Genomic DNA, 25,677 nt, shown 5'->3' on the forward strand with positions numbered 1-25,677 from the left:
GAAACCCTCCACGAGATGGAACGCCTCGGCATCCTCTTCGACGTCTCCCACCTCAGCGCCACCGGCCTCTCCCACGTCCTGGAACTGGCCACCCGGCCCCTCATCGCCACCCACTCCAGCGCCCGCGCCCTGCGCGACCACCACCGCAACCTCACCGACGACCAACTCCGCGCCATCGCCGCCACCGGCGGCGTCATCTGCGTCAACTTCTTCGCCCCCTTCCTCGCCGACACCCCCGAACACCACACCCTCGACCGCCTCATCGACCACATCGCCCACATCGCCGCCATCGCCGGCATCGACCACGTCGGCCTCGGCCCCGACTTCGTCCGCGAAGTCATCCACGACACCACCCCACCCTGCTGCGAGGACACCGCCCCCGACGGACTCGACGCCACAGCCGCCATCCCCGGCCTGGCCGGACCCTCCGGTTTGCCTCTGGTGACAGAAACCCTGCTCAAACATGGATTCTCGGACGAAGAGATCGTCAAGATCCTCGGCGACAATGTCCTGCGGTTGTTCCGCTCCGAACTGGGAAGGCCCGCATGAACCTCGATCTGATGCTCGACGACCTGGAGGAACTCGTCGTCTGTGAATCCTTCTCCGCCGACCACGAGGCGCTGGCCCGCAGTGCCGCCGTGGTCGCGGACCAGGGGTTCAGAAGGCTCGGCGCGCGCCCCGAGACGATCGTGATCGGCGGTGTCCCCCACCTGCGCTGGACCTTCGGCACGCCCAGGGTCCTGCTGGTCGGCCACCACGACACCGTCTGGCCGATCGGCACGCTGCGTGAGCACCCGTGGTCGCTCGACGACGGGATCGCCCGGGGTCCCGGTGTCTTCGACATGAAGGCCGGGCTGGTGCAGACCTTCCACGCCCTGGCCTCCCTGCCCTCGCCCGAGGGGGTGTGCGTGCTGGTGACCGGGGACGAGGAGGTCGGTTCGCAGACCTCGCGCGAGCTGATCGAGGAGTCGGCGCGCGGGTGCGCCGCGACCTTCGTCCTTGAGGCGAGCGCGGACGGCGGCGCGCTCAAGACCGCGCGCAAGGGCACCTCCGACTACCGGATCACCGTGCACGGCAGGGCCGCCCACGCGGGTCTCGAACCGGAGAAGGGGGTCAACGCCGGGATCGAGCTGGCCCACCAGATCCTGGCGCTCAGCACGATGGGCGAGGGGCCGACGACGGTGACCCCGACCGTGCTGTCCGGCGGGACCACGGTCAACACGGTGCCCGCGACCGCGGGGGTCTCCGTGGACGTGCGGGTGCCGAGCGTCGCCGAGCAGGACCGGATCGACCGGCTGGTCCGTGAGCTGCTCCCCCGGGTTCCCGGGGCGCGGATCGAGGTGAGCGGGGGGCCGAACCGTCCTCCGCTTGAGGAGACGTCCTCGGCGCGGCTGTTCGAGCTGGCCTGCGCGATCGCCGCGGATCTCGGCATGGAGCCGCTGCGCGGGGCCGCGGTCGGCGGCGCCTCGGACGGCAACTTCACCGCCGGGGTCGGCTGCCCGACGCTCGACGGGCTCGGCGCGGTCGGCGGCGGCGCGCACGCGCCGCACGAGCACGTGATCGTCGGGGAGATGCCCGCGCGGACGAGACTGCTGGCCGGGCTGATCACCTCCGTGCTGAAGAACGAGACCGTCTGACGGGCCCGCGACCCCTGGGCCGCCGTGCCGGGCCGTCCCCCACGGCCCTCCGTGCGGACCAACACTCCGCAATGGAAGGGGTTCGGAACTTTGCCCCTCCTTGGCCATGAATGGCCAGGAAATGGCAATTAGTCCGCCTAGGAAGATCGTCGGACCTCGGGGGAAGCTGGCGTGGTCACCAAGGGCGCCTGGTCGGTGCGGACCCGGTTGACGCTGATCGCCGTCACCGTGGCCGCCCTGTCCGGCCTCACCCTCGCCCTGGTCGCCACCTTCTCCCTGTACGGCCTGGCGGGCAGTTTCCGGGCCCAGGAGATCGCCAACGCCGCCCTGGAGACCATCAACCTGACCGTCCGGGAGCAGTTACCCGCCGGGCTGCCCCAGGGGACCCTGGACGGCGTCCAGGTGCTCGACCCGTCGGGCCAGGTCCTGTCCTCGACGCCCAACCTGCACGGAAAGCCGCGGATGGCGGACTTCGTCCCCCCGCCGGGAGAGGTCAGCGCGGACAGACAGGTGTGCGACAGCCCCGAGTTCCCCGGCAGGTGCATGGTCGTCGTGGCCTTCCGGGTCCACCAGGCGGGCGGCGACTGGATCATCTACGCCGCCGACGACGTCGTTCCCTGGTACGTCCATCCCGGCCTGTTCGCCGGCATCGTCGGCGTCAGCGTGACGCTGGTGCTGCTGGCCGGGGTCGGCGCCTACCAGACGGTCAACAGGGCGCTGGCCCCGGTGGACTCGATCAGAGGCGAACTGGCGGAGATCACCGCGACCGACCTCGGCCGCCGGGTGCCCGTCCCGTCCGACTCGGGGGAGATCAAACAGCTGGCCATCACGATCAACCAGACGCTCGACCGGCTTGAGGCGGCGGCCGAGCAGCAGCGCAGATTCGCCTCGGACGCCTCGCACGACCTGCGCAGCCCGCTGACCGCGATGCGGGCGCAGGTGGAGGAGGCGCTGCACTACCCGGAGGACACCGACTGGAAGGCCAAGGCCGGGGAGATGCTCGCCAGCCTGGACCGGCTCCAGGCCATCGTCTCCGACCTGCTGATGCTGGCCAGGCTCGACTCCGGCGCGCCCATGGCCCGCCAGCCGGTCGACCTGGGCGAGCTGTGCCGGGAGGAGATGACCCGCCGCAGGCGCGGTGTCGAGATGAACTGCCGCGCGGAGCCCGGCGTCGTGGTGCAGGGCAGCCGCCTGCGGCTGGTGCGGCTGCTGACGAACCTGCTGGACAACGCGGAACGGCACGCGACCTCGCGGGTCACGGTGACCGTGGCCGCCCGGGGGGACACGGCCGTGCTTGAGGTGCTCGACGACGGCGCGGGGATCGCCCGTGACCAGTGGGAGGTGGTCTTCCGCCGCTTCGCCCGGCTCGACGCCTCACGTAACAGGGACGCCGGGGGCACCGGGCTGGGGCTGCCCATCGCCAGGGAGGTCGCCGAGGCGCACGGCGGAACCCTGGTGATCGAGGAGAGCGAGCGGGGTGCCCGGTTCGTCCTGCGCCTTCCCCTCAGCCGTTAACGGGCCCGGCGGGGCACCAGGACCAGGAGCATGGCCAGGGCGATCAGGCCGCCGCCGACCAGGACGGTCCAGGTGAGGCGTTCGCCGTACAGGGTGATGGCCAGGGCGGTGACCCAGAGGGGCTGGGCGGACAGGATCACCGCGGCGGGGGCGGCGGGCACGTGGGCCTGGCCGAAGGAGCGCGCCAGGAACCCCAGGGCACAGGCCACGACCGACAGGTGGGCCATGGCGGCCCAGTCGGCGGCGGTCCGGGGCAGGGTGAGGCCGTCGGGCACGGCCAGCACCCCGGTCATGAGCGCGATGACGCCGAGCTGGATCACCGCGAGGGCGTAGGCGTCGCGTCCGGCGCCCTCGAAGTCGCCGAGCACGAGGGTGTGTCCCGCGTACAGCACGGCCGACAGCAGCGTGACGGCCAGGGCGAGCAGCGGTACCGACCCGCCCTCCGCCCCCCTGAGCAGGGTGAAGATCGTCATCGCGGCGGTGGCCAGCGCGACCGCGACCCAGGTGCGGAAGGGGACCTCCGCGCCGAGCAGGATCAGCCCGAGAACCGGGGTGATCACCACGTAGGAGCCGACGGTGAACCCGGAGACCGACGAGGGCAGGTCGTGCAGCGCGATCGCCTGCGCCGTCTGTCCCACGCCGAACATCAGGCCGAGCAGGACGCCGGTCAGCCAGGTCTTCTCCGGCAGGCCGCGCAGGCAGCGTGGCCGCAGGGCGAGCAGGGCGATCGCGGCGACGGCGTAGCGCTCGGTGAGCAGGTCCGCGACGGGTACGCGGGCCATGAGGTCCTTCATCAGCGGGAAGGCCGACCCCCAGGCGGCGCTGACGAACAACAGAAGCACGGCTCCCATGAGGGGGCGGGGAGCGGAGACCGCTGCCATGCCAGCAGCATTCCATTACGCCCAGCTACCGGAGGGACGCGTAGTCCGTGGTGGAGTGGCCCGAATACCACGTTGAGTGAATGACCTCACCCCGGAGTAAGGGTCCTGTCACCCCTCAACCCCCGACCGCCCCTCGGCCGCCCCTCGGCGCGGAGAACGTTGAACGCGGCCCGTCCGGTCACGGGGGTACCGAGCCGGAGGGCCGCCGGAGTCGCCGGGGGTTTCCCGGAACGCGAATCCACTGGACACGGGCACGGGCCGTCCCGGCGCACCGCACGGGTCCGGGGTCGTTGGACGGCGCGGTCACGGGGGACAGGCCGTGGCCCGTCGTGGCCCAGCAGAGCCACCCCCAACTAACTATCAGGAAACTTTCTTAAAAGAAAGCATTGACGGACCTGGTGGGAGCGCATAGTTTCCAAAATCAACAACCCGTGGGGGGCCTCGGGGTTGGGGTAACTGCTGTGTTTCCTCATTCGGAGGTAGCTCTCCCATGTCCTCACGCTTACGCGCGGGCCTCGCGGCGGCCGGTGCGTCGTTCGCCCTGATCGCCTGCGCGCTCGCAGGCACGGCCACCGCCGCGGCCGACGACACGTCGTGCCGCCCCGACGGTCTCTACACCACCCCGGGCCTCGACGTGCCCTACTGCCAGGTCTACGACGAGTCGGGCCGGGAGAAGATGGGCGCGGACCACCCGCGCCGCATCATCGGCTACTTCACGAGCTGGCGGACCGGCAAGAACGGCCAGCCCTCCTACCTGGCCAAGAACATCCCCTGGGACAAGGTCACCCACATCAACTACGCGTTCGCGCACGTTGGCGCGGACAACAAGATCTCGGTCGGCGGTGACGGGGCCGACAACCCCTCCACCGGCATGGAGTGGCCGGGGATCGACACCATGGACCCGGCGCTGCCCTACAAGGGGCACTTCAACCTGCTGAACAAGTACAAGAAGGCCAACCCGAACGTCAAAACGCTGATCAGCGTCGGCGGCTGGGCGGAGACCGGCGGGTACATCGACGACACGGGCGAGCGCAAGCCGTCGGGTGGCTTCTACACGATGACCACCAACGCCGACGGCTCGGCCAACACGGCCGGGATCAACGCCTTCGCCGACTCCTCGGTCGCCTTCATCAGGAAGTACGGCTTCAACGGCGTCGACATCGACTACGAGTACCCGACGTCGATGAAGGACGCGGGCAACCCGCTCGACTGGCAGGTCGGCAACGCCCGCCGCGCCTCGCTGATGAAGAACTACGCGGTGCTGATGAAGACGCTGCGTGACAAGCTCAACGCGGCCTCGGCCGCCGACGGCAAGTACTACCTGCTCTCGGTCGCCGCGCCCTCCTCCGGCTACCTGCTGCGCGGCATGGAGACCTTCCAGGTCACCCAGTACCTGGACTACGTCAACATCATGTCCTACGACCTGCACGGCGCCTGGAACGAGTTCGTCGGCCCGAACGCGGCCCTCTACGACGACGGCAAGGACGCCGAGCTGGCCAAGTGGAACGTCTACAACACCGAGGCGTACGGCGGCATCGGCTACCTCAACACCGACTGGGCCTACCACTACTTCCGCGGTGCGATGCAGGCGGGCCGGATCAACATCGGCGTGCCGTACTACACCCGGGGATGGCGCAACGTCACCGGCGGCACCAACGGCCTGTGGGGCATCTCCAAGAGCACCAGCGGCTGCCCGATCGGCCTGACCACCTGTGGTGACGGCGCGCGCGGCATCGACAACCTCTGGCACGACCTGGAGAACAACAGCGAGGTCGGCGGCGGCGGCAACCCGCTCTGGCACGCCAAGAACCTGCTGGACGGCCGCGCCGGATCGTACGGCCCCGCCTACGGTCTCGACCCCAACAAGGCCGACGACAAGCTGACCGGCACCTACACCCGCAACTACAACCCGACCCTGGTCGCGCCCTGGCTGTGGAACGACAGCAAGAAGGTCTTCCTGTCCATGGAGGACGACCAGTCCATCGGCGTCAAGGCCAACTACGTCAAGGACAAGGGCATCGGCGGCCTGATGATCTGGGAGCTGGCCGGCGACTACGCCTGGGACTCCGCCAAGAGCGAGTGGTTCATGGGCAACACGCTCACCAGCCAGGTCTACGACGCCTTCAAGACGGCCACGCCGTACGGCGCGACCCGGGCGAAGGTCAGCATCCCCAACGAGAAGCTCGACGTGAGCGTGGACATCAGCGGGTTCCCCTCCGGTGACAGCAACTACCCGATCACCGGCAAGCTGAAGGTCACCAACAACTCCAAGACCACGATCCCCGGCGGCGCCGAGTTCCAGTGGGACTACGCCAGCTCCGCTCCGAAGACGGCCAAGGACCAGTCCGGCTACGGCCTGACCGTGATCAGCAGCGAACACGGCGGCGGCAACAACATCGGCGGCCTGAAGGGCGACTTCAACCGGATCTCCTTCAAGCTGAAGGCCAACGAGTCGCTGGCGCCCGGCGCGTCGCTGAGCATGGACTACGTCTACTACCTGCCCGCCCCGGCCCCGGCCAACTTCACCGTGAGCTTCGGCGGCAAGACCTACGGCCTGACCGGTGACTACGCCCGCGGCGGCGTGGTGGTCAACCCGACGCCGACGCCGACCGGCAGCGGCGGCCCCGGCGGCGACTGCTCGGCTCCCCCGTGGTCGGCCGGTGAGGTCTACAACGGCGGCGCCAAGGTCTCGCACAAGGGTCACCTGTGGCAGGCCAAGTGGTGGACCCAGAACAACGAGCCGGGCACCAACTCCGTCTGGACCGACCTCGGCGTCTGCGCGACCCCCACTCCGACCGTCACGCCCACTGTCACCCCGACCGTGACGCCCACCGTGACGCCCACCGTCACCCCGACGGTGACGCCCACGGTGACCCCGACGGTCACCCCGACCGTGACGCCCACCGTCACCCCGACCGTTACGCCCACCGTGACGCCCACCGTCACCCCGACCGGGAACTACCCGGCCTGGAAGGCGGGGACGTCCTACTCCTCCGGCACCCGGGTCACCTTCTCGGGCGTCAACTACGAGTGCCGCCAGGCGCACACCTCCGCCGTGGGATGGGAGCCCACGAACGTGCCCGCGCTCTGGCAGCGCCTGAACTAGCCACCTCTCCCATCGGCGCCCGGCGATCCATTCCTGCCACGGATCGCCGGGCGCCCCCGTCTTTTCCGCCGCCTGCGGCTGTTCCGTGGCCGATTCCCGCCCCCGCCCACCAAGATGGGAGCATTACCGGAACACGACGAACCCACAGGAAGGCCACGATCGGTGAGGCGGCTACTGACTGTCCTGCTGCTCACGGGCACCGTGCTCCTGAGCGTGGTCACCCCGGCGCGGGCCCACAACATCCTGGTCGGCAGCGACCCCGAGGACGGCGCCTCGCTGGCCACGGCCCCCGGGCGGATCACCCTGACCTTCGACCAGCCGGTACGGCAGGGCTTCGCGCAGATCAGTGTGACCGGTCCCGGCGAGACCCGCTGGGAGGAGGGCAAGACCGCCGTCTCCGGCGCGAAGGTGAGCGTCGGGGTCAGGCCGCTCGGCCCCGCCGGGCAGTACGTGGTGGGCTACCGCATCCTGTCCTCTGACGGTCACCCGGTCTCTGACAAGGTGACCTTCACCCTGACCGCGGCCGGCACCGGCTCCCCCGCGCAGGCCGCCCCAAGTGCCCCTGAGGCCTCCGGCGCCCCGGCCCAGGAGCTCGACCTGAGCGCCCAGGCCGCCGAGGCCGCGCAGAACGGCGGCGCCGGGATGGCCGTGCTGTGGATCGTGGCCGCCCTCGTCCTGCTCGGCGGTGCGACCGTCGTCGCGATGCGCCGCAGCGGAGGACGGGAGGAGACCCGGTGACCGCGACGCTGGAGCGCTCCTCGGAGGCCGGATCGGTCAGGAGGCTGGTGGCCGGTGGCTTCGTCTCCGGCGCGCTGCTGGCCGTACTGGCCGCGACGACGCTGACCGCGGAGGCCGCCGTGCCGGGCATCGCCGTGCCCGGCCCGGTCGTCGAGTACGGCCTGCCCGTGCTGCGGGTGCTGCTCGACCTGGCGGCGGTGGCGGTCGTCGGGCTCAGCGTGCTGCCGAGGATCCTCGGCTTCGACGACCCCGAGCGCACCGAACCGGTGATGCGCAGGGCCAGACCGGCCGCGGTGACGTTCGCCTGGGCGTGGGCGGTGCTGGCGCTGGTCGTCATCGTCTTCCAGACGGCCCAGCTCAACCCGGGGACCGTCCCCACCCCGGCGATGATCGCCGCGTACGTCAGCGAGGTCGGCGCGGGCCAGGGAATGCTCTTCAGCGCCGCCTGCGCCCTCGCCTACGCGGGCGTCGGGCTGCTGGCCGTACGGTTCGGGGAGAAGGTGCCCGCCGAGCTGCGGATCGTGATCGCCTTCTTCGGGCTGCTGCCGATCCCCGTCACCGGGCACGCGGTGAACTCGATATGGCACGACCCGATCATGATCTCGATGGAGCTGCACGTGATGGGCTCCGCCGCGTGGACCGGCGGGCTGCTGGTCATCATGCTGCTGGTCGCGCGGGACCGTGAGCTGCTGGCCGGGGTCCTGCCCAAGTTCTCCAGGCTGGCGACGCTGGCCCTGGTGCTGGTGAGCGTCTCCGGGCTGGTCAACGGCCTGGCCTCGATGGCCCTGACCCAGGGGGTCGAGTTGCCCGGAGCGCTGCTCGACGGGCACTACGGGCTGCTGGTGATCGCCAAGGCCGTGTGCGTGGGGCTGCTGATCCCGTTCGCCGCCCACATCAGGTTCCGCCTGCTGCCGCGCATCGCCGCGCGGCAGGGAACGGCCGTCGTCGCGTGGGCGGCGGCGGAACTCACCGTGATGGGCCTGGCCTACGGGTTCGCGGTCGCCCTGACCACGGCCTCCATGTCCTGAGCCCGGAGCCTGAAGCGGGTCAGCGCCCACTCGGCGCCCAGCCAGAGCACCGCCAGCAGGACCCCGCCCGCCGCCAGGACCATCGGTGAGACCAGCGGCGGGGTGAGGTAGGCGGCGCTCTGCAGGCGCAGAGCCTGGGCCACCACGACGGTGACCGCGAGCGATCCGGCCAGCGCCCGCAGCGCCGGGTTCCTGATCAGGAACGCCAGGTCGACCATGAGCGCCCCGGCGATCAGGAAGACGGGCACCGCCGAGCGCGGGAAGCCCGTCACGGCGAGCAGCGGCCAGATGACGGCGCGGTAGGCGACGTAGGAGGCGGCGACGGCGGTCGCGGTGAGGACGCGTCCCGTCATCGCGCGGGCGACGACCAAGACGATCATGGCCGCGGCCACCCCGTAGACCGGGTAGAGCTCGTCCGGCACCGGGAGCGAGAACTTGACCACCATGTCCCGGTCAATGGCGCGGCCCATCTGGTCGGCGGCGAACTGCAGCAGGATGGGTTCGGCCTCGGGCCGGCCCCGGTCCCAGGCGGCGATGCCGAACACGCCGTACTCCTGGTGCTGGGCCGGGAACCAGACGTTCTCCAGCAGGAAGACGCCCAGGGCGCCGAGGACCAGTGTGCGGGTGCGGCCGGGAGGCGCCCCCGTGAACCATCCCCTGGTCACACCGGAGACCATCAGCAGCGTGCCGATGTAGAGCATCATGTGCGACGGGCTCCACGAGGTGATGTCGAGCCCGTTGACGCGGTGGTTGATCAGGTCCAGCGGGACGGCGATGAGGAAGACCGCGGTTCCCCAGCCGATGAGCCGCTGCGCGGTCCTGTCCACGCCGTAACCGGTGTAGAGGTGGATGATCGTGAGCGTGAGCGCGATGGCGGTGCCGACGCTGTTGAGCAGGTGCGGCGGCGCCAGGTCGTCACGGAGCCACTTGAAGTGCCAGGAGACGTCCCAGGAGGCGCCCAGGACCTTGAAGGAGAAGGCGACCAGCCAGCCGAAATAGAGCACCCGGAACAGGTCCTCCGGGGTCTGCCTGCCCGCTTTTCCCCTGGTCCAGTAGGGCAGGGCCCACTGGATGGCCTGTGTGGCGCTTCGTTTTGGACTCACGACGAACTTCACGCGCGAAATGATGCCCGTCCTTTACCTTGGTCCGCAATCAGGAACATCCCTGAGAGATCGGCAGGGGTTAGTCCCATACGAAGATGCTTGCACCCTTCAGGGGCTTTTGTCGCCACTTGCCCCCTATGTTCTCACTGTCGGACCGTCTCAGGTCGCTCTCAGGCTGCCCTCAGTAAGCTCGCCGCATGAAGCTCGCGGGCAAGCCTGTCGCCGGAATCACGCTGGTCACCGTACTGGTGGCCGCCGTGATCACCTGGGTCCTGTGGCCGTCGGCCCAGGAGACACACCCCCGGGAACAGAGCGTCACGGTGCTCGACGGTCCCCGTGACGACCAGCAGGTCACGCTGGACGCCACGTTCTTCCCGCCCGCCGGGGGTGGCAGGGCCCCTGCGGTGCTGCTGGCCCACGGCTTCGGCGGCAGCAAGGAGAGCGTGCGCGAGGCGGCCGTACGGCTGGCCGGGGAGGGCTACGCCGTACTGACCTGGTCCGCCCGTGGCTTCGGCCGCTCGACGGGACAGATCGCGCTCAACTCCCCCGACTACGAGGTCAAGGACGTGCGGCAGCTCCTCGACTGGCTGGCCAGGCGGCCCGAGGTCAGTCTCGACGCGGCCGGAGACCCGAAGGTCGGCGTCGCGGGAGGCTCATACGGCGGCGCCATCGCGCTGATGGCCGCCGCGTACGACAACCGGATCGACGCGATCGTCCCCCAGATCACCTGGCACGACCTGGCCGACGCGCTGTTCCCCGAGGCGGGCGGGCGGGGCCCGCTGAACGGGGTGTTCAAGCGGATGTGGGCCGGACTGTTCTTCAGCAGGGGCGGCACCTCCCCCGCTCCCGGCCCGCTGCGGGGCGCCACCCCCACCGGCGAGGCGCCTCCGGCGAGCGCGCAGGAGGTCAGGTGCGGCCGGTTCCTGCCCGAGTTGTGCGACGTCTACCAGCGGATCGCCGAGACGGGCCGGGCGACACCGGAGGCGATCGAGACCCTGCGCAGGTCGAGCCCCGTCTCCGTGCCCGGCAGGATCAAGGTCCCCACGCTGCTGCTCCAGGGGACGCGTGACTCGCTCTTCCCCCTGGGCCAGGCCGACGCCAACGCCAGGGCCGTGGCCGCGACCGGCGCCCCGGTGGCCGTCGCCTGGTTCGACGGCGGCCACGACGGCGGCGACGGCGAGGCCGACTGGATCCACGAGCGGACCACCGCCTGGTTCGCCCGCTATCTGAAGGGGGATGCCGGGCAGGCCACCGTCCCGTTCACCGTCACCCGCGACGGCGGGCGCGACCCGGGCACCCGCCGCCCCGTCCAGCTGCACGCCACCGCCCCCGCCTACCCCGGCCTGTACGGCGCCACGACGACCCAGGTCGCCCTGACCGGGCCCGCCCAGCCGGTCGCCAACCCGCCGGGCGGCTCCCCCTCCTCGATCTCCTCCGTCCCCGGGTTCGGCGGCCTCGGCGGTTCACCCGGGGTGAGCCTGTCCACCGAGATGGCGGGCCAGAGCGCCCACTTCGACTCCGCCCCGCTCACCGCCCCTCTCCAGGTCACCGGCAGCTCGACGGTCCGGGTCCGGGTGCGCGCCGAGGGCACCGGAGGCACCGGAGGCAAGGTCTCCGAGGAGGGCGTGACGCTGTTCGCCAAGCTCTACGACGCCGGACCGGGTGGCCAGGCCCCGATCCTGCCCGACGGCCTGGTGGCCCCGGTGCGCGTCGCCCTCTCCCCGGACGGTACGGGCGAGGCCACCGTCGCGCTGCCCGCCGTCGACCACCGCTTCGACGCCGGGCACCGGCTGCGGGTCGCCTTCACCACGACCGACCTCGGCTACAGCACCCCGGCCGCCCCTGCCGTCTACCAGGTGGAGCTGGCCGCGCCCACGCTGACCGTCCCGGTGGACGCCGCGCTGCGGACCCCGCAGAACGGCCCGTCCTGGTGGACGTGGGCGCTGCCCGCAGCCGCCGTCGTGGCCGCCGCGGTCCTGCTGCTCACCGGGCGCAGGCGCCGCCGTACGGACCACGATCCGGCCCTGGCCGACGTCCCGCTGCGGATCGACGGCCTGACCAAGGCCTACCGCAACGGTGAACGGGCGGTCGACGACCTGTCCTTCACCGTGGAACGCGGCCAGGTGCTCGGCCTGCTCGGCCCGAACGGGGCGGGAAAGACAACGACCATGCGGATGATGATGGGCCTGATCCACCCCGACGCGGGCGAGATCAGGATCTTCGGCCACCGGATCTCCCCCGGCGCCGCCGTGCTGTCGCGGCTGGGGTCGTTCGTCGAGGGGCCCGGCTTCCTGCCGCACCTGACGGGACGGGCCAACCTGGAGCTCTACTGGAAGGCGACCGGCCGCCCGGAACACGACGCGCACTTCGCCGAGGCCCTGGAGATCGCCGGGCTCGGCGCCGCGCTGGACCGGGCGGTCCGGACCTACTCCCAGGGCATGCGCCAGCGCCTGGCCATCGCCCAGGCCATGCTCGGCCTGCCCGACCTGCTGGTGCTCGACGAACCGGCCAACGGCCTCGACCCGCCGCAGATCAGGGAGATGCGCGAGGTGCTGATCGCCTACGCGGCGCGGGGCCGTACGGTCATCGTCTCCAGCCACCTGCTGGCCGAGGTCGAGCAGACCTGCAGCCACGTGGTGGTCATGCGCCGGGGACGCCTGGTCACCGCGGGCCCGGTGCGCGACCTGCTGGGCGAGCACACCTCGGGTGGCTCGGGTGGCGGCTCCGGCAGCCGCCTTGAGGACGTGTTCCTTGACCTGATCGGGGAGAAGGCATGAGCGAGATCCTGACGCGGACCGGTTCGCCGGTCGAGGAGGTCCCCGAGGGCCCGGGGCGGGGCGAGGGCCAGGCGGCCGGTTACCTGCCCGGCCGTACGCTGCCGCTGTCGGTCGAGTTCGCCAGGCAGCTCAGGCGGCGCCGCACACTGGTGATGTTCGGCCTGCTGCTGGCGTTGCCGTGGATCCTGGTGGCCGCCTTCCAGCTCGGCGCCGGGTCCGGTCAGCCCTCCGGGGTGCCGCGCCTGTCCGACCTGGCGACCGAGGGCGGCCTGAACTTCGCGGCGTTCGCGCTGTCGGTCTCGGCGAGCTTCCTGCTGGCGGTGGCGGTCGCGCTGTTCTGCGGCGACACGGTGGCCAGTGAGGCGAGCTGGTCCTCGCTGCGTTACCTGCTGGCCGCCCCGGTCCCCCGCGACCGGCTGCTGCGGCAGAAGCTGGTGGTCGCCCTGACCTACTCGGCGGCGGCGGTCGTCTGCCTGCCGGCGATGGCGTTGCTCGCCGGGACCCTGGTGTTCGGCTGGCACGACGTGCGGGTGCCGGGCACCGGCGAGACGGTCGCCGCCCTGGACGTGCTGCCCCGCTTCGGAGTCGTGGTCGGCTACGTGCTGGTCAGCCAGTTCGTGGTCGCCGCGCTCGCCTTCCTGCTCTCGGTCGGCACGGACTCACCCCTGGGCGCCGTCGGCGGAGCGGTCGGCCTGGTGATCGTCAGCGGCATCCTGCAGGCGGTCGACGCCCTCGGCTCGCTGCGGGAGTTCCTGCCGACGTTCTGGAGCACGGCGTGGCTGGACGCCCTCGCGCCGCAACCCGACTACGGCGGCATGGTCAAGGGCGTGGCCGTCTCGGTCACCTACTCGGTGGTCCTGGTCGCCCTCGCCTTCCGCCGGTTCCGGCGCAAGGACGTGGTTTCGTGATCCCCGGCCGCCCCTACCAGTGGGGCGGCCGGTCCTCCAGAAGCCTGTCGTCGTCGCTGGGCTCACGCCAGGTGCCCCAGCCGATGTCGGTGTCGTCCCCTGTCTGGTCAGGCAGGATCGGCGGGCCGTCGTCGGAGAGATCGACGGGACGCAGATCGTCGGGATGCAGGTCGTCGGGCTCAAGCGAAGTCACGGGTCCATGCTAGCCAGCGTCGCGCCGACTCCTCCGCGCCACGAGCTGACGGATGGGGAAACTCCTGCCCGCTTTGCGGCCTCAGGGACAGCCGGCCGCCCGGACGGGTACGATTCGGATGGTCAGGTGTCAAGCTACCCCCGTGAGGCGGCCATGGCAGCGCCATCAGGATGGCGGCGAGACGGCAATCTCCCGAACGAGCTCACCAGCTTCGTCGGGCGCACCAGGCTCCTGACCATCCTGCGGCAACGGCTGCGCGAGCACCGCCTCGTCACCGTGACCGGCATCGGCGGGGTCGGCAAGTCGCGTACGGCGCTGCGCATCGCGCACCAGATGCGCGACCAGTTCAAGGACGGCGTCTGGTTCGCCGACATCGCCAGGCAGCGTGACCCGGGGATGCTCAGGCACACGATCAACTCGGCCCTGGGCATCGCCGACCAGTCGTCGCGCTCCGCCGAGGAGGCGCTGGTCGAGTGGCTGAACGACCGCGAGGTCCTGCTGGTCATCGACGCCTGCGAGCATGTCGACTCGGCCTGCGCCGAGCTCTTCGAGGAGCTGCTGACCCGCGCGAGCGGCCTGACCATCCTGGCGACCAGCCGTCACTCGCTCAACGCCAGGGGCGAGCACACGGTCACCGTCCCGCCGCTGACGGTGCCGGGCAGCGTGCCGGGCGAGAACGTCTTCACCAACGAGGCCCTGCTGCTGTTCGCCGCGCGGGCGAGCGCGGTGGTGCCCGGCTTCGAGCTCGACGAGCGCAACGTCGGCTCCGTCAGCGAGCTGTGCCGCCGCCTCGACGGCATCCCGCTGGCCATCGAGCTGGCGGCGGTGCGGCTGCGGGCGCTGTCCGTCGAGCAGATGCTCGACCTGCTGGCCGACCGGTTCAGCCTGCTGGCGGGCGCCAGCCGTACGGCGCTGCCCAGGCACCAGACGCTGCGTGCGGCGATCGGCTGGAGCCACGAGCTGTGCGAGCCCGCCGAACGACTGTTATGGGCGCGGCTTTCGGTGTTCGCGGGCGACTTCGAGCTGGACGCCGTCCACTACGTCTGCGCCGGGGACAACCTTCCCCACGAGACGATCGTGGACCTCATCAGCAGCCTGGTCGAGAAGTCGATCCTGCTGAGCGACGGCACCCCGTCCGGGCACCGCTACCGGCTGATCGACACGCTGCGCGACTACGGCGAGGAGTGGCTCAAGCACCTCGACGAGCGGGAGCGCATCAGGGAACGGCACCGCGACTACTACCTGCAGCTGGCCTACCGGAGCGAGGAGGCCTGGTCGGGTCCCCGTCAGGTCTACTGGCACGTCCGGATGCGTCACGAGCACGACAACATCAGGGTCGCCCTCGACTACTGCCTGAACACCCCGGGTCAGGTGCTCTCCGGGCTGAAGCTGCTGTCGTCGCTGTGGTTCATGTGGGTGGCCTGCGGGCTGGCGCGCGAGGGCAGGCTCTACCTTGAGAAGACCCTGGAGCTCTCGCCCGAGCCGAGTCCCGAGCGTTGCAAGGCGTTGTGGGTGCTCTCCTACATCCACAGCGCCCAGGGCGACATCACCGGCGCCATCGCGGCGGCCGAACAGTGCAGCGCGGACGCGGTGCGCGTCGGCGACTCGGGCGCGGTGATCCTGGCCACCAAGATGCTCGGCACGGCCGCCTTCCTCCAGAACGACCTGCACAAGGCCAGCGCGCTGCTCGGCGTCGCCATCGAGTTCCACAAGAGCGGCCGGGAGCTGAACCCCGGTCTGCTGCCCTCGATCGTCGAGCTGTCGATGGTGCTGCTCATGCAGGGTGACCCCGGCGAGGCCGAGACGCTGCTGCGCGACTGCATCACCGTGTGCACCCAGCGCGGTGAGCTGTGGCTGCGTTCCTACGCCATCTACGCGCTGGCCAGCGTCCACCAGGCGATGGGCCAGACCACCGAGGCCATGACGAACGCGCGTGAGGCGCTGCGTCTCAAGCGTTACTTCCACGACGTCCTGGGCATCGGCCTGGCGATCGAGGTGGTCGCCAGGCAGGCGCTTGAGGCCGGTCAGCCGGAGCTGGCCTCGCGCCTGATGGGCGGTGGCCAGGCGAACTGGCGCACGTTCGGGATGCCCCAGCTCGGTTCGCCCTTCTTCAACGCCGAGCACGACCGCTGCGTCAAGGAGTGCAAGAGCCTGCTGGGTGAGCAGGAGCACGAGAAGGCCTTCGCCGCGGGCAAGAAGCTGGGTCTGGAGGAGCTGATCGAGCTCGCACTCGGAGAGCAGGAGAGCGACGACCGGCTCCCCCAGGACTGAGCGCTCGGTTCACTCCTCGGCGATCCGCTGCCGCCAGGCCATCGTGTAGCGGGAACTGGTCAGTGAGTAGTCGACGCTTCCGCTGATCCAGAACTCCAGGCCGCGCACGTACGCGTGCACCGCCTCCGAGCCGAGTGCCTCCAGCGTGGGGCGCCGCTCGATCATGTCGGTTATGGCCTTGTTGCGCATCATGCCGATCCGCTCCATCGCGGCCTGCCTGGAGACCCCGCCGTGTACGGCCAGCACGTTCACCAGGTTGTTCCTGGCGTTGCCGCTCTCGCTCTCCTTGGCGTAGGAGATGAGGTCGTTGTCCCACACGACGACGTCGTTGGCGCTCTCGGTGATCGCGCGCACGGCGGGGTGCCGCCACTCGGCGGGGGTCAGGCGATGGCCCGCGGCGATGTCGATCAGGGCGAAGACCGTGAGCATGGCACCGGTCCTGCGCCGCATGAACAGGTAGTCCTCGATGGAGGGAACCACCTCGTCCTCACGGTTGGCCGCCTCCCAGACCTGCGCGAAGAGATAGTCCTTCGTGACGGAGCACCAGCGGTCGAGCTGGTCTCCGTCGGCGTGCGCGGAGATCCTGTTCTTGATCTCCAGCAGCATCCTGGCGAACCTGTCGTCGACCTCGTACCCACCGTCCAGTCCTTCGAGGACGGCGTAGAACTGGGGCAGCGCGCGGGCTATCTCGGCGGCTCTGCGGTCGGACTCGCAGAAGGCGTCGTCGAAGGCGAACAGCCACACGCACCAGTCGGTCACCAGGCGGAGCAGGTCGTGCTCCGCGTAGGGGTAGGTCCGGCCACCCAGCCAGCCGTACCTCGCCTGTCTGTAGCGCTCGACCGTTTCGGCGTCCTTGAGCATTCCCGAGGCGATGAGCCAGTCCAGGGTCTCCCGGTCGACTCTCTCGACGTGGGGACTCACCTCACTCGGGAAGGGGCAGGGCAGCGGGGGGATGTGCAGACGCCGATCGGACTGAGGTGTAGTAGTAGTTCCCACCTGTCAAGGATCCCCGAACGCCACATGATTTCAATATGTCGCCATATAGGAGACATCACTAATCAGGGTAACGTTCGAACCATTTCAGATACTGCTCGTGGCCGAACATCCGGGCGGTCTCCCGCGCGGACGGGGTCCCCTGGTCCGGATCGGCGCCCGCGTCCAGAAGCGCCTTGATCACCTCGGGCTCCTTCTTGAAGACCGCTCCGGACAGCGGGGTCTGGCCCCGGTCGTTCGCCCGGCCGGGATCGGCGCCGAGGGCGGTCAGCGCCCTGACGGTCTCGGCGTGGCCGTGGTAGGCGGCGAGCATCACCAGGGTGTCGCCCCTGTCGTTGGTCAGGTCGGCCGGCACCCCGGCCTCGACGTACGCGCGGAGTCTGTCGGTCTCACCAGCCCTGGCCAGGTCGAACAGGCGGGTGGCGAACTCCTCCAGCTCAGGGTCGGACTGCATGGGAACCATTCTGCCCCGGTAGGGTTCCCAGTGATCGCCGGGGTGCGTGGAATTCACCGGACGGCCCAGGGGTTCATGCTGTGGAGAGACGACCGACGAAAGGCTGGGAGACGGTGTTCGACCCGACGGATCTCTACCGGCTCAGCGGAGAGATCCCTGAACTGACCGATCCGGTGCTTCTCTACCACTTCGACGGGTTCGTAGACGCGGGCGGCGCCGGACGGCTCGCCCTCGGTCACCTGCTGGGCGAGCTTGAGCACCGCGTCGTGGCCACGTTCGACGTGGACCGCCTGCTCGACTACCGGTCCCGGCGCCCGATCATGACCTTCGACACCGACCGCTGGGTGTCCATGGAGAGCCACGAGCTCGCCCTGCACCTGGTCCACGACACGACGGGAACCCCGTTCCTGCTGCTCACCGGCCCCGAGCCGGACCGCGAGTGGGAGCTGTTCACCGAGGCCGTCGGCACGCTCGTCACCAGGCTCGGCATCGGCAGGCTGGTGACCCTGCACGGCATCCCGATGGCCGTGCCGCACACCCGTCCGCTCGGGATCACCGGCCACGCCAGCCGTCCCGAGCTGGTCTCCGGCCACAACAGCGCCTTCGGCAGGGTCCAGGTCCCCGGGAGCGCAGCCGCGCTGGTGGAGTTCCGGCTCGGCGCCCGGGGGCACGACACCCTGGGTTACGCCGTGCACGTCCCGCACTACCTCGCCCAGGCGGAGTACCCCGCGGCGGCTCTGACGGCGCTGGAGGCGGTCACCAGGAGCACCGGCCTGGTGTTCCCGCTGGACGGCCTGCGTGAGGCGGCGGCCAGGACCGACAACGAGATCGCCGAGCAGATCAGCGCCTCCGAGGAGCTCTCGACGGCCATCACCGGCCTGGAGCAGCAGTACGACGCCTTCGCGGCGGGCGCGCAGCGCGAGAACCTGATGGCCGAGTCCTCCGAGATGCCGACCGGCGACGAGCTCGCCGCCCAGTTCGAGGCCTTCCTCGCCGAGCGTGACGAGCAGCGCGGTGACTGACCAGGCCCGGCGGGTGCCCGGTGATGGGTGAGACGGTGCCCGCCCTGCGCGTCGGTCTCGCCGGGTACGGCGTCGCCGGGGCGCTCTTCCACGCCCCGCTGATCGCCGCGACCCCCGGCCTGAGCCTGTCCGCCGTGGTGACACGCTCTCCGGAACGGGCCGCCGAGGTCGCCAGGAAGTACGGCGCGCGGGCGGTCGGCGACGCCGAGGAGCTGTGGGGCGTCTGCGACCTGGTGGTGGTCGCCTCCCCCAACCGCACCCACGTCCCGCTGGCCGAGGCGGCGCTGCGCGCGGGGGTGCCGGTCGTGGTCGACAAGCCGCTGGCGGCGACCGCGGCGCAGGCCCGGGGGCTGGCGGAGCTGGCGCGTGAGCGCGGCCTGATGCTGACCGTGTTCCAGAACCGGCGCTGGGACGGCGACTTTCTGACGATCCGGCGGCTGCTGTCGTCGGGGGAGCTCGGCACGGTGAACCGCCTGGAGTCCCGGTTCGAGCGGTGGCGGCCCGTGCCGAAGGGCGGCTGGCGTGAGTCGGGCGGCGCCGAGGAGGTGGGTGGCCTGCTGTACGACCTCGGCAGCCATCTGGTGGACCAGGCGCTGAGCCTGCTTGGCCCGGTGACGCGTGTCTACGCCGAGTCCGACGCCCGGCGGCCCGGGGTCGCCGCCGACGACGACACCTTCGTCGCGCTGACGCACGTCTCGGGCGCCCGCTCCCATCTGTGGATGAGCGCGCTCTCACCCATGCCCGGCCCGCGTTTCCTGGTCGCGGGCTCACGGGCCGGATACTCCAAGCACGGTCTCGACGTGCAGGAGGAACGGCTGCGCGCCGGGCTCTCCCCGAGCGTCCCCGGCTTCGGCGACGAGCCGCCGCAGCGGTGGGGCACGATGGGGGCCGGTGACGACCTCCATCCGGTCCGCACCGAACCCGGCGCCTATCTCGACTTCTACCGTGGCGTCGTGGCGAGCCTGCGCGAGGGGGCGCCCGCGCCGGTCGACCCCGAGGAGGCGGTCGAGACCCTCACCGTCCTTGAGGCCGCCCGCCGCTCGGCCACGGAGGGCCTGGTCGTCGGGCTCTAGTCCCGCAGGCGTGCGTGCAGGGCTCCGGTGTCGTCCTCGTTCCACCCCTGGGCGCCCAGCCAGGTCAGCGGGCCGCCGAACCGGTTGTCGAGCACGTCGAGGAACTGCTGGATGTACTCCGCGCGCGGCCGGTGGTCGGAGTCCGGACGGGAGTCGAGGTCGGCACGGTAGGTGGGGCTGGAACGCAGGCGCGCCAGGATGTGGTCGATGCGGTCGCCGGTGGCGACGTAGTCGGCGACGATCGCCTCCCGGGTGACCCCGGCGACCTCAAGGGCGAGGGCGGTGACCACGCCGGTGCGGTCCTTGCCCGCCGCGCAGTGCACGATGGCGGCGCCGTCGTCGTGGGCCAGGGCCCGCAGCGCGGCCACGACCGAGTCGGGGCGCTCGCGAAGGTAGCCGTAGTAGTAGCCGGTCACCCGCAGTTCGGCGAGGGTGTCCTCGTCCATCTCCTGCCAGGGAAGCACCCGGTCCGCGTCGATCCTGTCGGCGTCGACGTCGGTGTTCACGCCGCCCTCGGCGAAGAGGGTGAGATGGTGGATGCTCACCTCGGGGAAGCGGGTGAGCGGTCCAGGGCCCTCCAGGGTCACCTCGGCCACCGAGCGCAGGTCGACGACGTGGCGAAGCCCGAGGTCGCCGACGAGCAGGCCGAGGTCGCGTTCCGTCAGCGCCTGCAGGTTGTCCGACCGGTACACCCGGCCGAAGCGTGTGGTCCCGCCGTCCTTCGTCGCGAGCCCGCCGAGGTCGCGCACGTTGACGGCACCTTCAAGATGAATCCATCGCGTCAGTTCGTTCATCACTGCTGAGCTTATACGTCAAGGTATGACCAAGCAGTGAACGTCTGGGGCAGATTGCCGCAAATGACAACCCCCATTGGGCGATGCCCTTTCCCGGGATACCGTCGCGCCGAATACCGCTCTCAGGAGGTCACCTGCCCGAGGCACTCCTGCGCCCTGCGGAGGAGTTCGAGCACCCGGCCCACATCCCCCTGGTTGCCGAGGCTGCGGTAGATGTCCTGGGCCTGTTCGAGCAGGGGCAGGGCCGCCTCGCAGTCGCCCGCCTCCAGGTGCGTCTCGCCGAGGTAGCGCAGGCTCCTGGCCATCCACCAGCGGTCGCCCAGTTCCTCGAACTGCCGTACGGCCCGCGTCAGCGCCTGCTGCGCCTCCCAGGTACGGCCCAGCCTGCCGTGGGCGCGCCCCGCGGAAAGCTCGGCCCTGGCCACGCCCCAGGAGTCGCCGAGCGCGGTCAGCATCTCGGCGGCCCGCCGTACGTAGATCAGCTCGCGCAGTCCGTTGGCCGGGTTGCCCACCTCGCCGGCCGCGCGCAGGCACCTGGCCTCCTCCCACAGCTCTCCGCGCAGCCGGAACATCTCCGCGGCCCGGTCCAGGCTGAACCCGGCCCGGGTGAAGTTCTCCCCCGCGGCCTTGGCGTCTCCCTGGCTCTCCAGCGCCCGCGCGGTCGCGCCGAGCACCTCGCCGTAGACACGCAGGGTCTGCGCCTCCGAGTAGCGGTTACGGTCGTGCTGGAAGACCGCCAGTGCGTCCTCAAGCAGCTCTCCGGCCTCCTCCGGCCTGCGCTGGGCGAGCCTGAGCTCGGCCAGGTTGCGCTGGCTCCTGGCCGTCCACCAGCGGTCGTCCTCCGCCTTGAACGCGGCGATCGCCTCGTTCAGGTAGCCCTGGGCCCGGTCGAGGTTGCCGTCGTTGAACAGGGTCATGCCGACCGAGCGCATCGCCCGCGCCGCCCACCACGACTCCCCCAGCTCGGTGAAGATGTCCAGTGCCCTCTCGGCGTCCTGCCTGGCGCTGTCGCGGCCGCCCTGCCCACCGGCGACCGCGGCCCGGTCCAGCAGCGCGATGCCCAGGGCCCGCCGGTCGTCCAGCCGGGTCGCGGCCTCGCAGACGATCTCGGCGACCGCGCGCCAGTCGGACCAGTAGGCCCGCAGCGAGTGGCACAGCGAGCAGAAGGCACGGCCCAGGCTCCAGGCCAGCTCCCACATCTCCAGGCTCTTCGCCTGGTGGATCATGGCGACCAGGGTGCGGCGCTCGGCGTTGAGCCAGTCGGCGGCCGAGGCCTGGGTCAGCTCACCCGAGACGGCCAGGTCCGCCCGCCTGCCGCTGCGGCCCCAGTCCTGCGGCCACCGGGCCACCGCGGCGCCCTCGGCCCGGCGGCGGTAACCGGACAGCACCCGTTCGATGGCCGCCCTTCTCTGCACGTCGTCGTCACGGGCGAAGGTCACCTCGCGGGCGAAGATCCGGACCAGGTCGTGCAGGCGGTAGCGCATCGCGCCGGAGAAGTCGACGCCTGCGGAGTCGGCGAGCTGGGCGTCGATGAGCGCCTCAAGCTGGTCGGCCCCCTCAAGCTCCGAGGCCGCCAGCAGCTCTCCGGGCACCCAGCCGGGCACGTCGGGGGCGGTGAGCAGGCTGAGCATGCGCAGCAGGCGGCGCTGGATGCCGGTGCAGTCGTCGTAGCTGAGCTGGAGCGAGGCCCGCACGCTCCGGTCCTGCCCGCCGCGCAGTTCGAGCTGGTCCAGGCGGCGCCGTTCGTCCCTGAGGCGGTCGGCCAGCCGGCGCAGGGTCCAGTTCTCCCGGGTGGCCAGGCGCCCGCCGCAGATGCTGATGGCCAGCGGGAGGTGGTCGCACATCCGTACGATCTCGTCGGCCGCCTCAAGGTCGGCGGCGACCCGCTCGCCTCCGGCCAGCCTGGCCAGCAGTTCGACGCCCTGCGCCGAGCTGAACACCGACAGCTGTTTGTCGTAGGCGTTGAGCAGGAACAGCGGGTTCCTGGAGGTGACCATGACCACGCATCCGGGGTCGGCCGGGATCAGGTCCCTGACCTGGCTCGCCTCCTGGGCGTTGTCCAGGCCGATCAGGATGCGCTTGCCCTTGGTCCAGGTCAGCCAGAGTCTGCGCAGCTCGGTCAGGCCCCCGGGGTCGGTGGTCAGCCGCACGCCCAGCGCGCGCAGGAAGCCGATCAGCACCTCCTCCGGGCGGACCGGCGCCTCGATCGTGCCGCGCAGGTCGGCGTGGAGCCTCCCGTCGGGGAAGCGGTCGGCGACCTCCTGGCCGAACCTGGCGATGAGCGCGGACTTGCCCACCCCGCCTCTGCCGTACACCGAGATGACCAGCGGCGCGAGGGGCTCGGTGCGGGAGCGGTCGCGGTGGCGTTCGGTGAACACCCGGCGCAGTTCGGCCAGTGACTCCACGCGCCCGGTGAAGTGCGCCGGCCTCGGCGGCCACTGGTCGGGCGGACGCCAGAACGCCCCGTCGTCCGCGACGGTCTCCTCCCGGCGCGGTCTTGAGGTCGCCCAGGCGATCGCCCCGGCCAGCATGCCGGAGACCATGACGATCGCGGCCCTCCACCACGGTGAGAGGGAGACCACGTCCGGCAGCGCCGTCAGGACGCTGGCGCCGGTGGCGGCGATCGCCAGCGCCGCCGGGGCCGCCAGCGGTATCCGTCGCCTCGGCGAGGCGGTGTCACGACGAGCAGGCACCTTCGGCGGACCGGGCATTCACACCCTCCGGAGAGAAGCACACCACGGCGCGGCCCCCCGACTCAGCCGACGCGTCGTCTCTGCCTCGATTCAACCAGACACCCGGCGGACGGAGGCGCCCGCCGAGGGACTGATCATCCGATAGAGCGATATCTCGGAAAATTGATGATTTATCGCTGTACAGCGGGATACGGCGGCCTCCTCGCGAGAGCCCTCTCGCGAGGAGGCCGTGGGGTGTCAGGTCACAGGCCGACCACGTGACAGGTCGCCCTGGCGGTCTTGGACGGGTCGCTCTCCGAGGTCGCGGTCAGCGTGACCTTGGCCAGGCGCGAGCCGCCCGAGGCCCGCTGGGCGTTGACGGCCACGAGGGTCCGATCGCCGAAGCCGGCGGTCGCGAGCTGGTTGGGCAGCGTGGCCGTCCAGCCCCTGCCCTCGACGCTCGCCGACAGACGGTAGACGTCCTCACCGAGGTAGGCGCTCACGTCCTCGGGGTGGCTCCCCTGGGCGGGAGCCTTCCTGCCGGTGTTGAACAGCGGGAAGCGGCAGGTGGACAGTCCCCGGTCCGTGGGCAGCCCGGCCGCGGGCAGCAGCCGTACCCCGCGCTTCTGGGGACCGGCGCCGTCCAGGGAGCGGATCGCCACCGTGTAGGACAGGACGCCCTTGCGGTCGCGCTCCACGTCGAGGACGTAGAAGTGGAGCCGGTTGGCCTGGTCCACGTACTCGAACTCGGAGCCCGAGTCGCTGCCCGCGTGGAACAGGGCGTCCGACAGCTGACGGTAGTCGCCGATCGTGATGGGTACGGCGGTGCCGTCCGGCAGGACGTAGTCGGTCATCCCGATGTCCTGCGGGTTGGCGTCCACGACCCACTCGAAGGGCGCGCTGTCCACGTTCTTGGTCTTGGCCAGCAGCACACCCGAGTCGGGGGTGAAGGAGTCGGCGCCCATCCGGTCGACGACCTCGACGGTGTAGTTGTCGTAGCCGCCGCCGTCGCAGAACGGGTCCTTCGTGACGTCGCAGGCGGGGCTCCGGTCTCCGGTGCCGAAGGCGATGTTGACGCCGGACAGGTCACGCGGCCCGGGCTGTACGGCTCGCGCGGTCACCCTGGCCACGACGAGACCCGACTGGGCCAGGGCGTCGCGGGACAGGCGCAGCACGTTCCGCTCGTCGACCATCTCCAGCTTGATCTTGTTGCGGAGCATGTGCTGGGCGCCCATGGAGCCACCCGAGGTCGGCGGGATCAGCCAGCGGCTGTGCGGTCCGCCGGGGCCGTTGAAGCTGCCCCGGCTGAGCATCTCCCAGACACCGGTGTAGGCGCGGCGCGGCGGCACCCCGAACGGGTTGTTGTAGTTGTCGCCGATGCCGAGGATGTGGCTGAACTCGTGGGCGTAGACGCCCTGCCCGGAGCTCTCCGCCTGGGTCGAGGAGCCACCTCCGGCGTTGGGCCAGATGGAGGAGGCCGACGCCCAGGAGGTCCAGTCCACGTAGCGGGTCCTCGCCCAGTTGGGCAGCGCGGCGTCGGGCGGGCCGAAGTCGTCGGTCACCGCCTCCTTGGTCGGGAACTTGATCGACCCGAACTCCTGCCAGGTGGCCGACTCGTCCTGACCGGCGCTCAGGTAGAAGACGAAGTCGAAGCCCGCGGGGACATCCTGTCCCTCGGCCGAGGTCCAGGCGGCCCGCCCGTCGGTCCTGATGTTCTTGTTGCAGGTCGCCCCGGCCGGGCAGCCGGTGCCGCTCTGGAACTCCATGCCGTACTCGTACGACTTGCCGGGCATCTCGTACGGGCCGAATGCGGTCAGGTCGACGCCGTAGCGCCCGCCGGAGTCCTCCATCCAGTATTCGTGAATGGTGTGTCCCCGGTTGAGCTGGTTCGGGGTGTTGAGGAAGTCCTTGTAGAACTGGGCGACCTTGTCACGCGGGACGTCGTGGGCCTCGGCGCTGGGGTTCCTGAAGACGGTCGAGCCCTTGGGCTGGGTGACCACGAACGGCTGGTTGGCGTAGTCGAGCAGGACGAGCGCGCCGCGGAAGGTCCGCTTCGAGCCCTTGACCGAGGGGTCGGCCCACTTGGTCCCCGGCGGCTTGCGGTAGTCGGCCCACGTCATGTGGTCCGGGTTCTTCCAGTTCTGCGGGTCGATGGGCGGCGGTCCGGTGGGCCTGCCGCGCAGCGCGGCGGCACCGTCGGGTTCGTCCTGCTGCCACGGCTGGGTCTGGGGCCACTGGTCGAGGCGCCATGGGTGCTCAGGGTCGGGCGACGGATCGGCGGAGGCGGGGGCCGCGGCGAGTCCGATCGGGAGCAGCACGACGGCCGCGATCAACGCTTTCAGTAACCTGGGGGGACGAGTCACGACAAATGACGCTATAGATCGCTTTCGCGCCGATCAATCGACTTCTGTAGGAAGGTCGTCTGTCAGGTGTAGGAAGATAATCTCCCACACTTCGTCGGCGCGGCCGTTTGAGATCATCAGGTCGCTAGACTTAATCTCTCTTAAAGGGA

General features: G+C 70.7%; 19 protein-coding genes. 11 read left to right on the top strand and 8 right to left on the bottom strand.

Annotated features, from left to right (window positions below; all coding sequences use genetic code 11):
• From ACIBVQ_RS39265 to ACIBVQ_RS39275, 3 genes are all read left to right on the top strand, one after another.
• Positions 1–549 (top strand): dipeptidase (locus tag ACIBVQ_RS39265; protein WP_399183957.1); only part of this gene is annotated, 549 nt, incomplete at its 5' end.
• Positions 546–1,637 carry a M20 family metallopeptidase gene (locus ACIBVQ_RS39270; RefSeq protein ID WP_352016430.1) on the top strand — a complete coding sequence of 364 codons (1,092 nt, stop codon included), beginning with the start codon at positions 546–548 and terminating at the stop codon, positions 1,635–1,637. The genes ACIBVQ_RS39265 and ACIBVQ_RS39270, both read left to right, overlap by 4 nt.
• A 171-nt stretch (positions 1,638–1,808) precedes the next feature.
• A complete protein-coding gene (locus ACIBVQ_RS39275; RefSeq protein WP_362911669.1) occupies positions 1,809–3,152 on the top strand; it encodes a HAMP domain-containing sensor histidine kinase in 1,344 nt (447 codons plus the stop codon).
• Here the strand turns inward: ACIBVQ_RS39275 and ACIBVQ_RS39280 are convergent.
• Positions 3,149–4,033, bottom strand: coding sequence for a DMT family transporter (locus ACIBVQ_RS39280; RefSeq protein WP_352016432.1), 885 nt, complete (start codon positions 4,031–4,033; stop codon positions 3,149–3,151). The two genes, ACIBVQ_RS39275 and ACIBVQ_RS39280, sit on opposite strands and share 4 nt — an antisense overlap.
• 490 nt (positions 4,034–4,523) lie before the next feature.
• Between ACIBVQ_RS39280 and ACIBVQ_RS39285 the strand changes: the two genes are divergently transcribed.
• The 3 genes from ACIBVQ_RS39285 (at position 4,524) to ACIBVQ_RS39295 (ending at position 8,905) form a co-directional block, all read left to right on the top strand.
• The gene (locus ACIBVQ_RS39285; RefSeq protein ID WP_352016433.1) at positions 4,524–7,139 is read left to right on the top strand and encodes a chitinase C-terminal domain-containing protein; all 2,616 of its coding nucleotides are present in this window, start codon (positions 4,524–4,526) and stop codon (positions 7,137–7,139) included.
• A 162-nt stretch (positions 7,140–7,301) separates the two neighbouring features.
• The gene (locus ACIBVQ_RS39290; protein ID WP_399183960.1) at positions 7,302–7,877 is read left to right on the top strand and encodes a copper resistance protein CopC; all 576 of its coding nucleotides are present in this window, start codon (positions 7,302–7,304) and stop codon (positions 7,875–7,877) included.
• Positions 7,874–8,905, top strand: a complete 1,032-nt coding sequence (locus tag ACIBVQ_RS39295) for a copper resistance D family protein (RefSeq protein WP_399183962.1) — start codon at positions 7,874–7,876, stop codon at positions 8,903–8,905. The genes ACIBVQ_RS39290 and ACIBVQ_RS39295 overlap by 4 nt, the downstream gene beginning before the upstream one ends.
• Here the strand turns inward: ACIBVQ_RS39295 and ACIBVQ_RS39300 are convergent.
• A complete protein-coding gene (locus tag ACIBVQ_RS39300) occupies positions 8,863–10,020 on the bottom strand; it encodes a hypothetical protein (protein WP_399183964.1) in 1,158 nt (385 codons plus the stop codon). The genes ACIBVQ_RS39295 and ACIBVQ_RS39300 overlap by 43 nt on opposite strands.
• Positions 10,021–10,205: 185 nt before the next feature.
• On the opposite strand from ACIBVQ_RS39300, the gene ACIBVQ_RS39305 reads away from it, so the two are divergent.
• Positions 10,206–12,785: an alpha/beta fold hydrolase gene (locus tag ACIBVQ_RS39305; RefSeq protein ID WP_399183966.1), complete on the top strand. Its 2,580-nt coding sequence runs from the start codon at positions 10,206–10,208 to the stop codon at positions 12,783–12,785.
• Positions 12,782–13,693, top strand: a complete 912-nt coding sequence (locus ACIBVQ_RS39310; RefSeq protein ID WP_352016438.1) for an ABC transporter permease subunit — start codon at positions 12,782–12,784, stop codon at positions 13,691–13,693. The genes ACIBVQ_RS39305 and ACIBVQ_RS39310 overlap by 4 nt, the downstream gene beginning before the upstream one ends.
• A 13-nt stretch (positions 13,694–13,706) precedes the next feature.
• Here the strand turns inward: ACIBVQ_RS39310 and ACIBVQ_RS39315 are convergent, their stop codons facing one another.
• A complete protein-coding gene (locus tag ACIBVQ_RS39315) occupies positions 13,707–13,886 on the bottom strand; it encodes a hypothetical protein (protein ID WP_352016439.1) in 180 nt (59 codons plus the stop codon).
• Positions 13,887–14,039: 153 nt separating this feature from the next.
• On the opposite strand from ACIBVQ_RS39315, the gene ACIBVQ_RS39320 reads away from it, so the two are divergent.
• The gene (locus tag ACIBVQ_RS39320) at positions 14,040–16,157 is read left to right on the top strand and encodes an AAA family ATPase (RefSeq protein WP_362911673.1); all 2,118 of its coding nucleotides are present in this window, start codon (positions 14,040–14,042) and stop codon (positions 16,155–16,157) included.
• Between the two features lie 9 nt (positions 16,158–16,166).
• On the opposite strand, the gene ACIBVQ_RS39325 is transcribed toward ACIBVQ_RS39320, so the two are convergent.
• Entirely contained in the window at positions 16,167–17,078 is a 912-nt protein-coding gene (locus ACIBVQ_RS39325; protein WP_352016441.1) for a 4-epi-cubebol synthase, read from the bottom strand.
• Between the two features lie 133 nt (positions 17,079–17,211).
• Entirely contained in the window at positions 17,212–17,613 is a 402-nt protein-coding gene (locus ACIBVQ_RS39330) for an ankyrin repeat domain-containing protein (RefSeq protein ID WP_399183969.1), read from the bottom strand.
• 104 nt (positions 17,614–17,717) lie between these two features.
• Here ACIBVQ_RS39330 and ACIBVQ_RS39335 point away from each other — a divergent pair, with 104 nt between their 5' ends.
• Complete coding sequence (locus ACIBVQ_RS39335) at positions 17,718–18,626, top strand: proteasome assembly chaperone family protein (RefSeq protein WP_399184008.1); 909 nt, start codon at positions 17,718–17,720, stop codon at positions 18,624–18,626.
• 23 nt (positions 18,627–18,649) lie between these two features.
• Entirely contained in the window at positions 18,650–19,699 is a 1,050-nt protein-coding gene (locus ACIBVQ_RS39340; protein ID WP_399183971.1) for a Gfo/Idh/MocA family oxidoreductase, read from the top strand.
• On the opposite strand, the gene ACIBVQ_RS39345 is transcribed toward ACIBVQ_RS39340, so the two are convergent.
• From ACIBVQ_RS39345 to ACIBVQ_RS39355, 3 genes are all read right to left on the bottom strand, one after another.
• Positions 19,696–20,493, bottom strand: coding sequence for a tyrosine-protein phosphatase (locus ACIBVQ_RS39345; RefSeq protein WP_399183973.1), 798 nt, complete (start codon positions 20,491–20,493; stop codon positions 19,696–19,698). The genes ACIBVQ_RS39340 and ACIBVQ_RS39345 overlap by 4 nt on opposite strands.
• 122 nt (positions 20,494–20,615) lie before the next feature.
• Complete coding sequence (locus tag ACIBVQ_RS39350; RefSeq protein WP_399183976.1) at positions 20,616–23,204, bottom strand: tetratricopeptide repeat protein; 2,589 nt, start codon at positions 23,202–23,204, stop codon at positions 20,616–20,618.
• Positions 23,205–23,428: 224 nt separating this feature from the next.
• A complete protein-coding gene (locus tag ACIBVQ_RS39355; RefSeq protein WP_362911676.1) occupies positions 23,429–25,528 on the bottom strand; it encodes a M6 family metalloprotease domain-containing protein in 2,100 nt (699 codons plus the stop codon).
• Positions 25,529–25,677 lie beyond the last annotated feature (149 nt).

Source organism: Streptosporangium sp. NPDC049376, from assembly GCF_044466505.1.
Classification (GTDB): domain Bacteria; phylum Actinomycetota; class Actinomycetes; order Streptosporangiales; family Streptosporangiaceae; genus Streptosporangium.

Bases quoted from the DNA above. Each gene is read 5' to 3' on its own strand.
- ACIBVQ_RS39280 (WP_352016432.1), bottom strand. From the start codon at position 4,033: ATGGCAGCGGTCTCCGCTCCCCGCCCCCTCATGGGAGCCGTGCTTCTG.
- ACIBVQ_RS39330 (WP_399183969.1), bottom strand. From the start codon at position 17,613: ATGGTTCCCATGCAGTCCGACCCTGAGCTGGAGGAGTTCGCCACCCGC.
- ACIBVQ_RS39270 (WP_352016430.1), top strand. From the start codon at position 546: ATGAACCTCGATCTGATGCTCGACGACCTGGAGGAACTCGTCGTCTGT.
- ACIBVQ_RS39340 (WP_399183971.1), top strand. From the start codon at position 18,650: ATGGGTGAGACGGTGCCCGCCCTGCGCGTCGGTCTCGCCGGGTACGGC.
- ACIBVQ_RS39310 (WP_352016438.1), top strand. From the start codon at position 12,782: ATGAGCGAGATCCTGACGCGGACCGGTTCGCCGGTCGAGGAGGTCCCC.
- ACIBVQ_RS39345 (WP_399183973.1), bottom strand. From the start codon at position 20,493: ATGAACGAACTGACGCGATGGATTCATCTTGAAGGTGCCGTCAACGTG.
- ACIBVQ_RS39305 (WP_399183966.1), top strand. From the start codon at position 10,206: ATGAAGCTCGCGGGCAAGCCTGTCGCCGGAATCACGCTGGTCACCGTA.
- ACIBVQ_RS39350 (WP_399183976.1), bottom strand. From the start codon at position 23,204: ATGCCCGGTCCGCCGAAGGTGCCTGCTCGTCGTGACACCGCCTCGCCG.
- ACIBVQ_RS39320 (WP_362911673.1), top strand. From the start codon at position 14,040: ATGGCAGCGCCATCAGGATGGCGGCGAGACGGCAATCTCCCGAACGAG.
- ACIBVQ_RS39285 (WP_352016433.1), top strand. From the start codon at position 4,524: ATGTCCTCACGCTTACGCGCGGGCCTCGCGGCGGCCGGTGCGTCGTTC.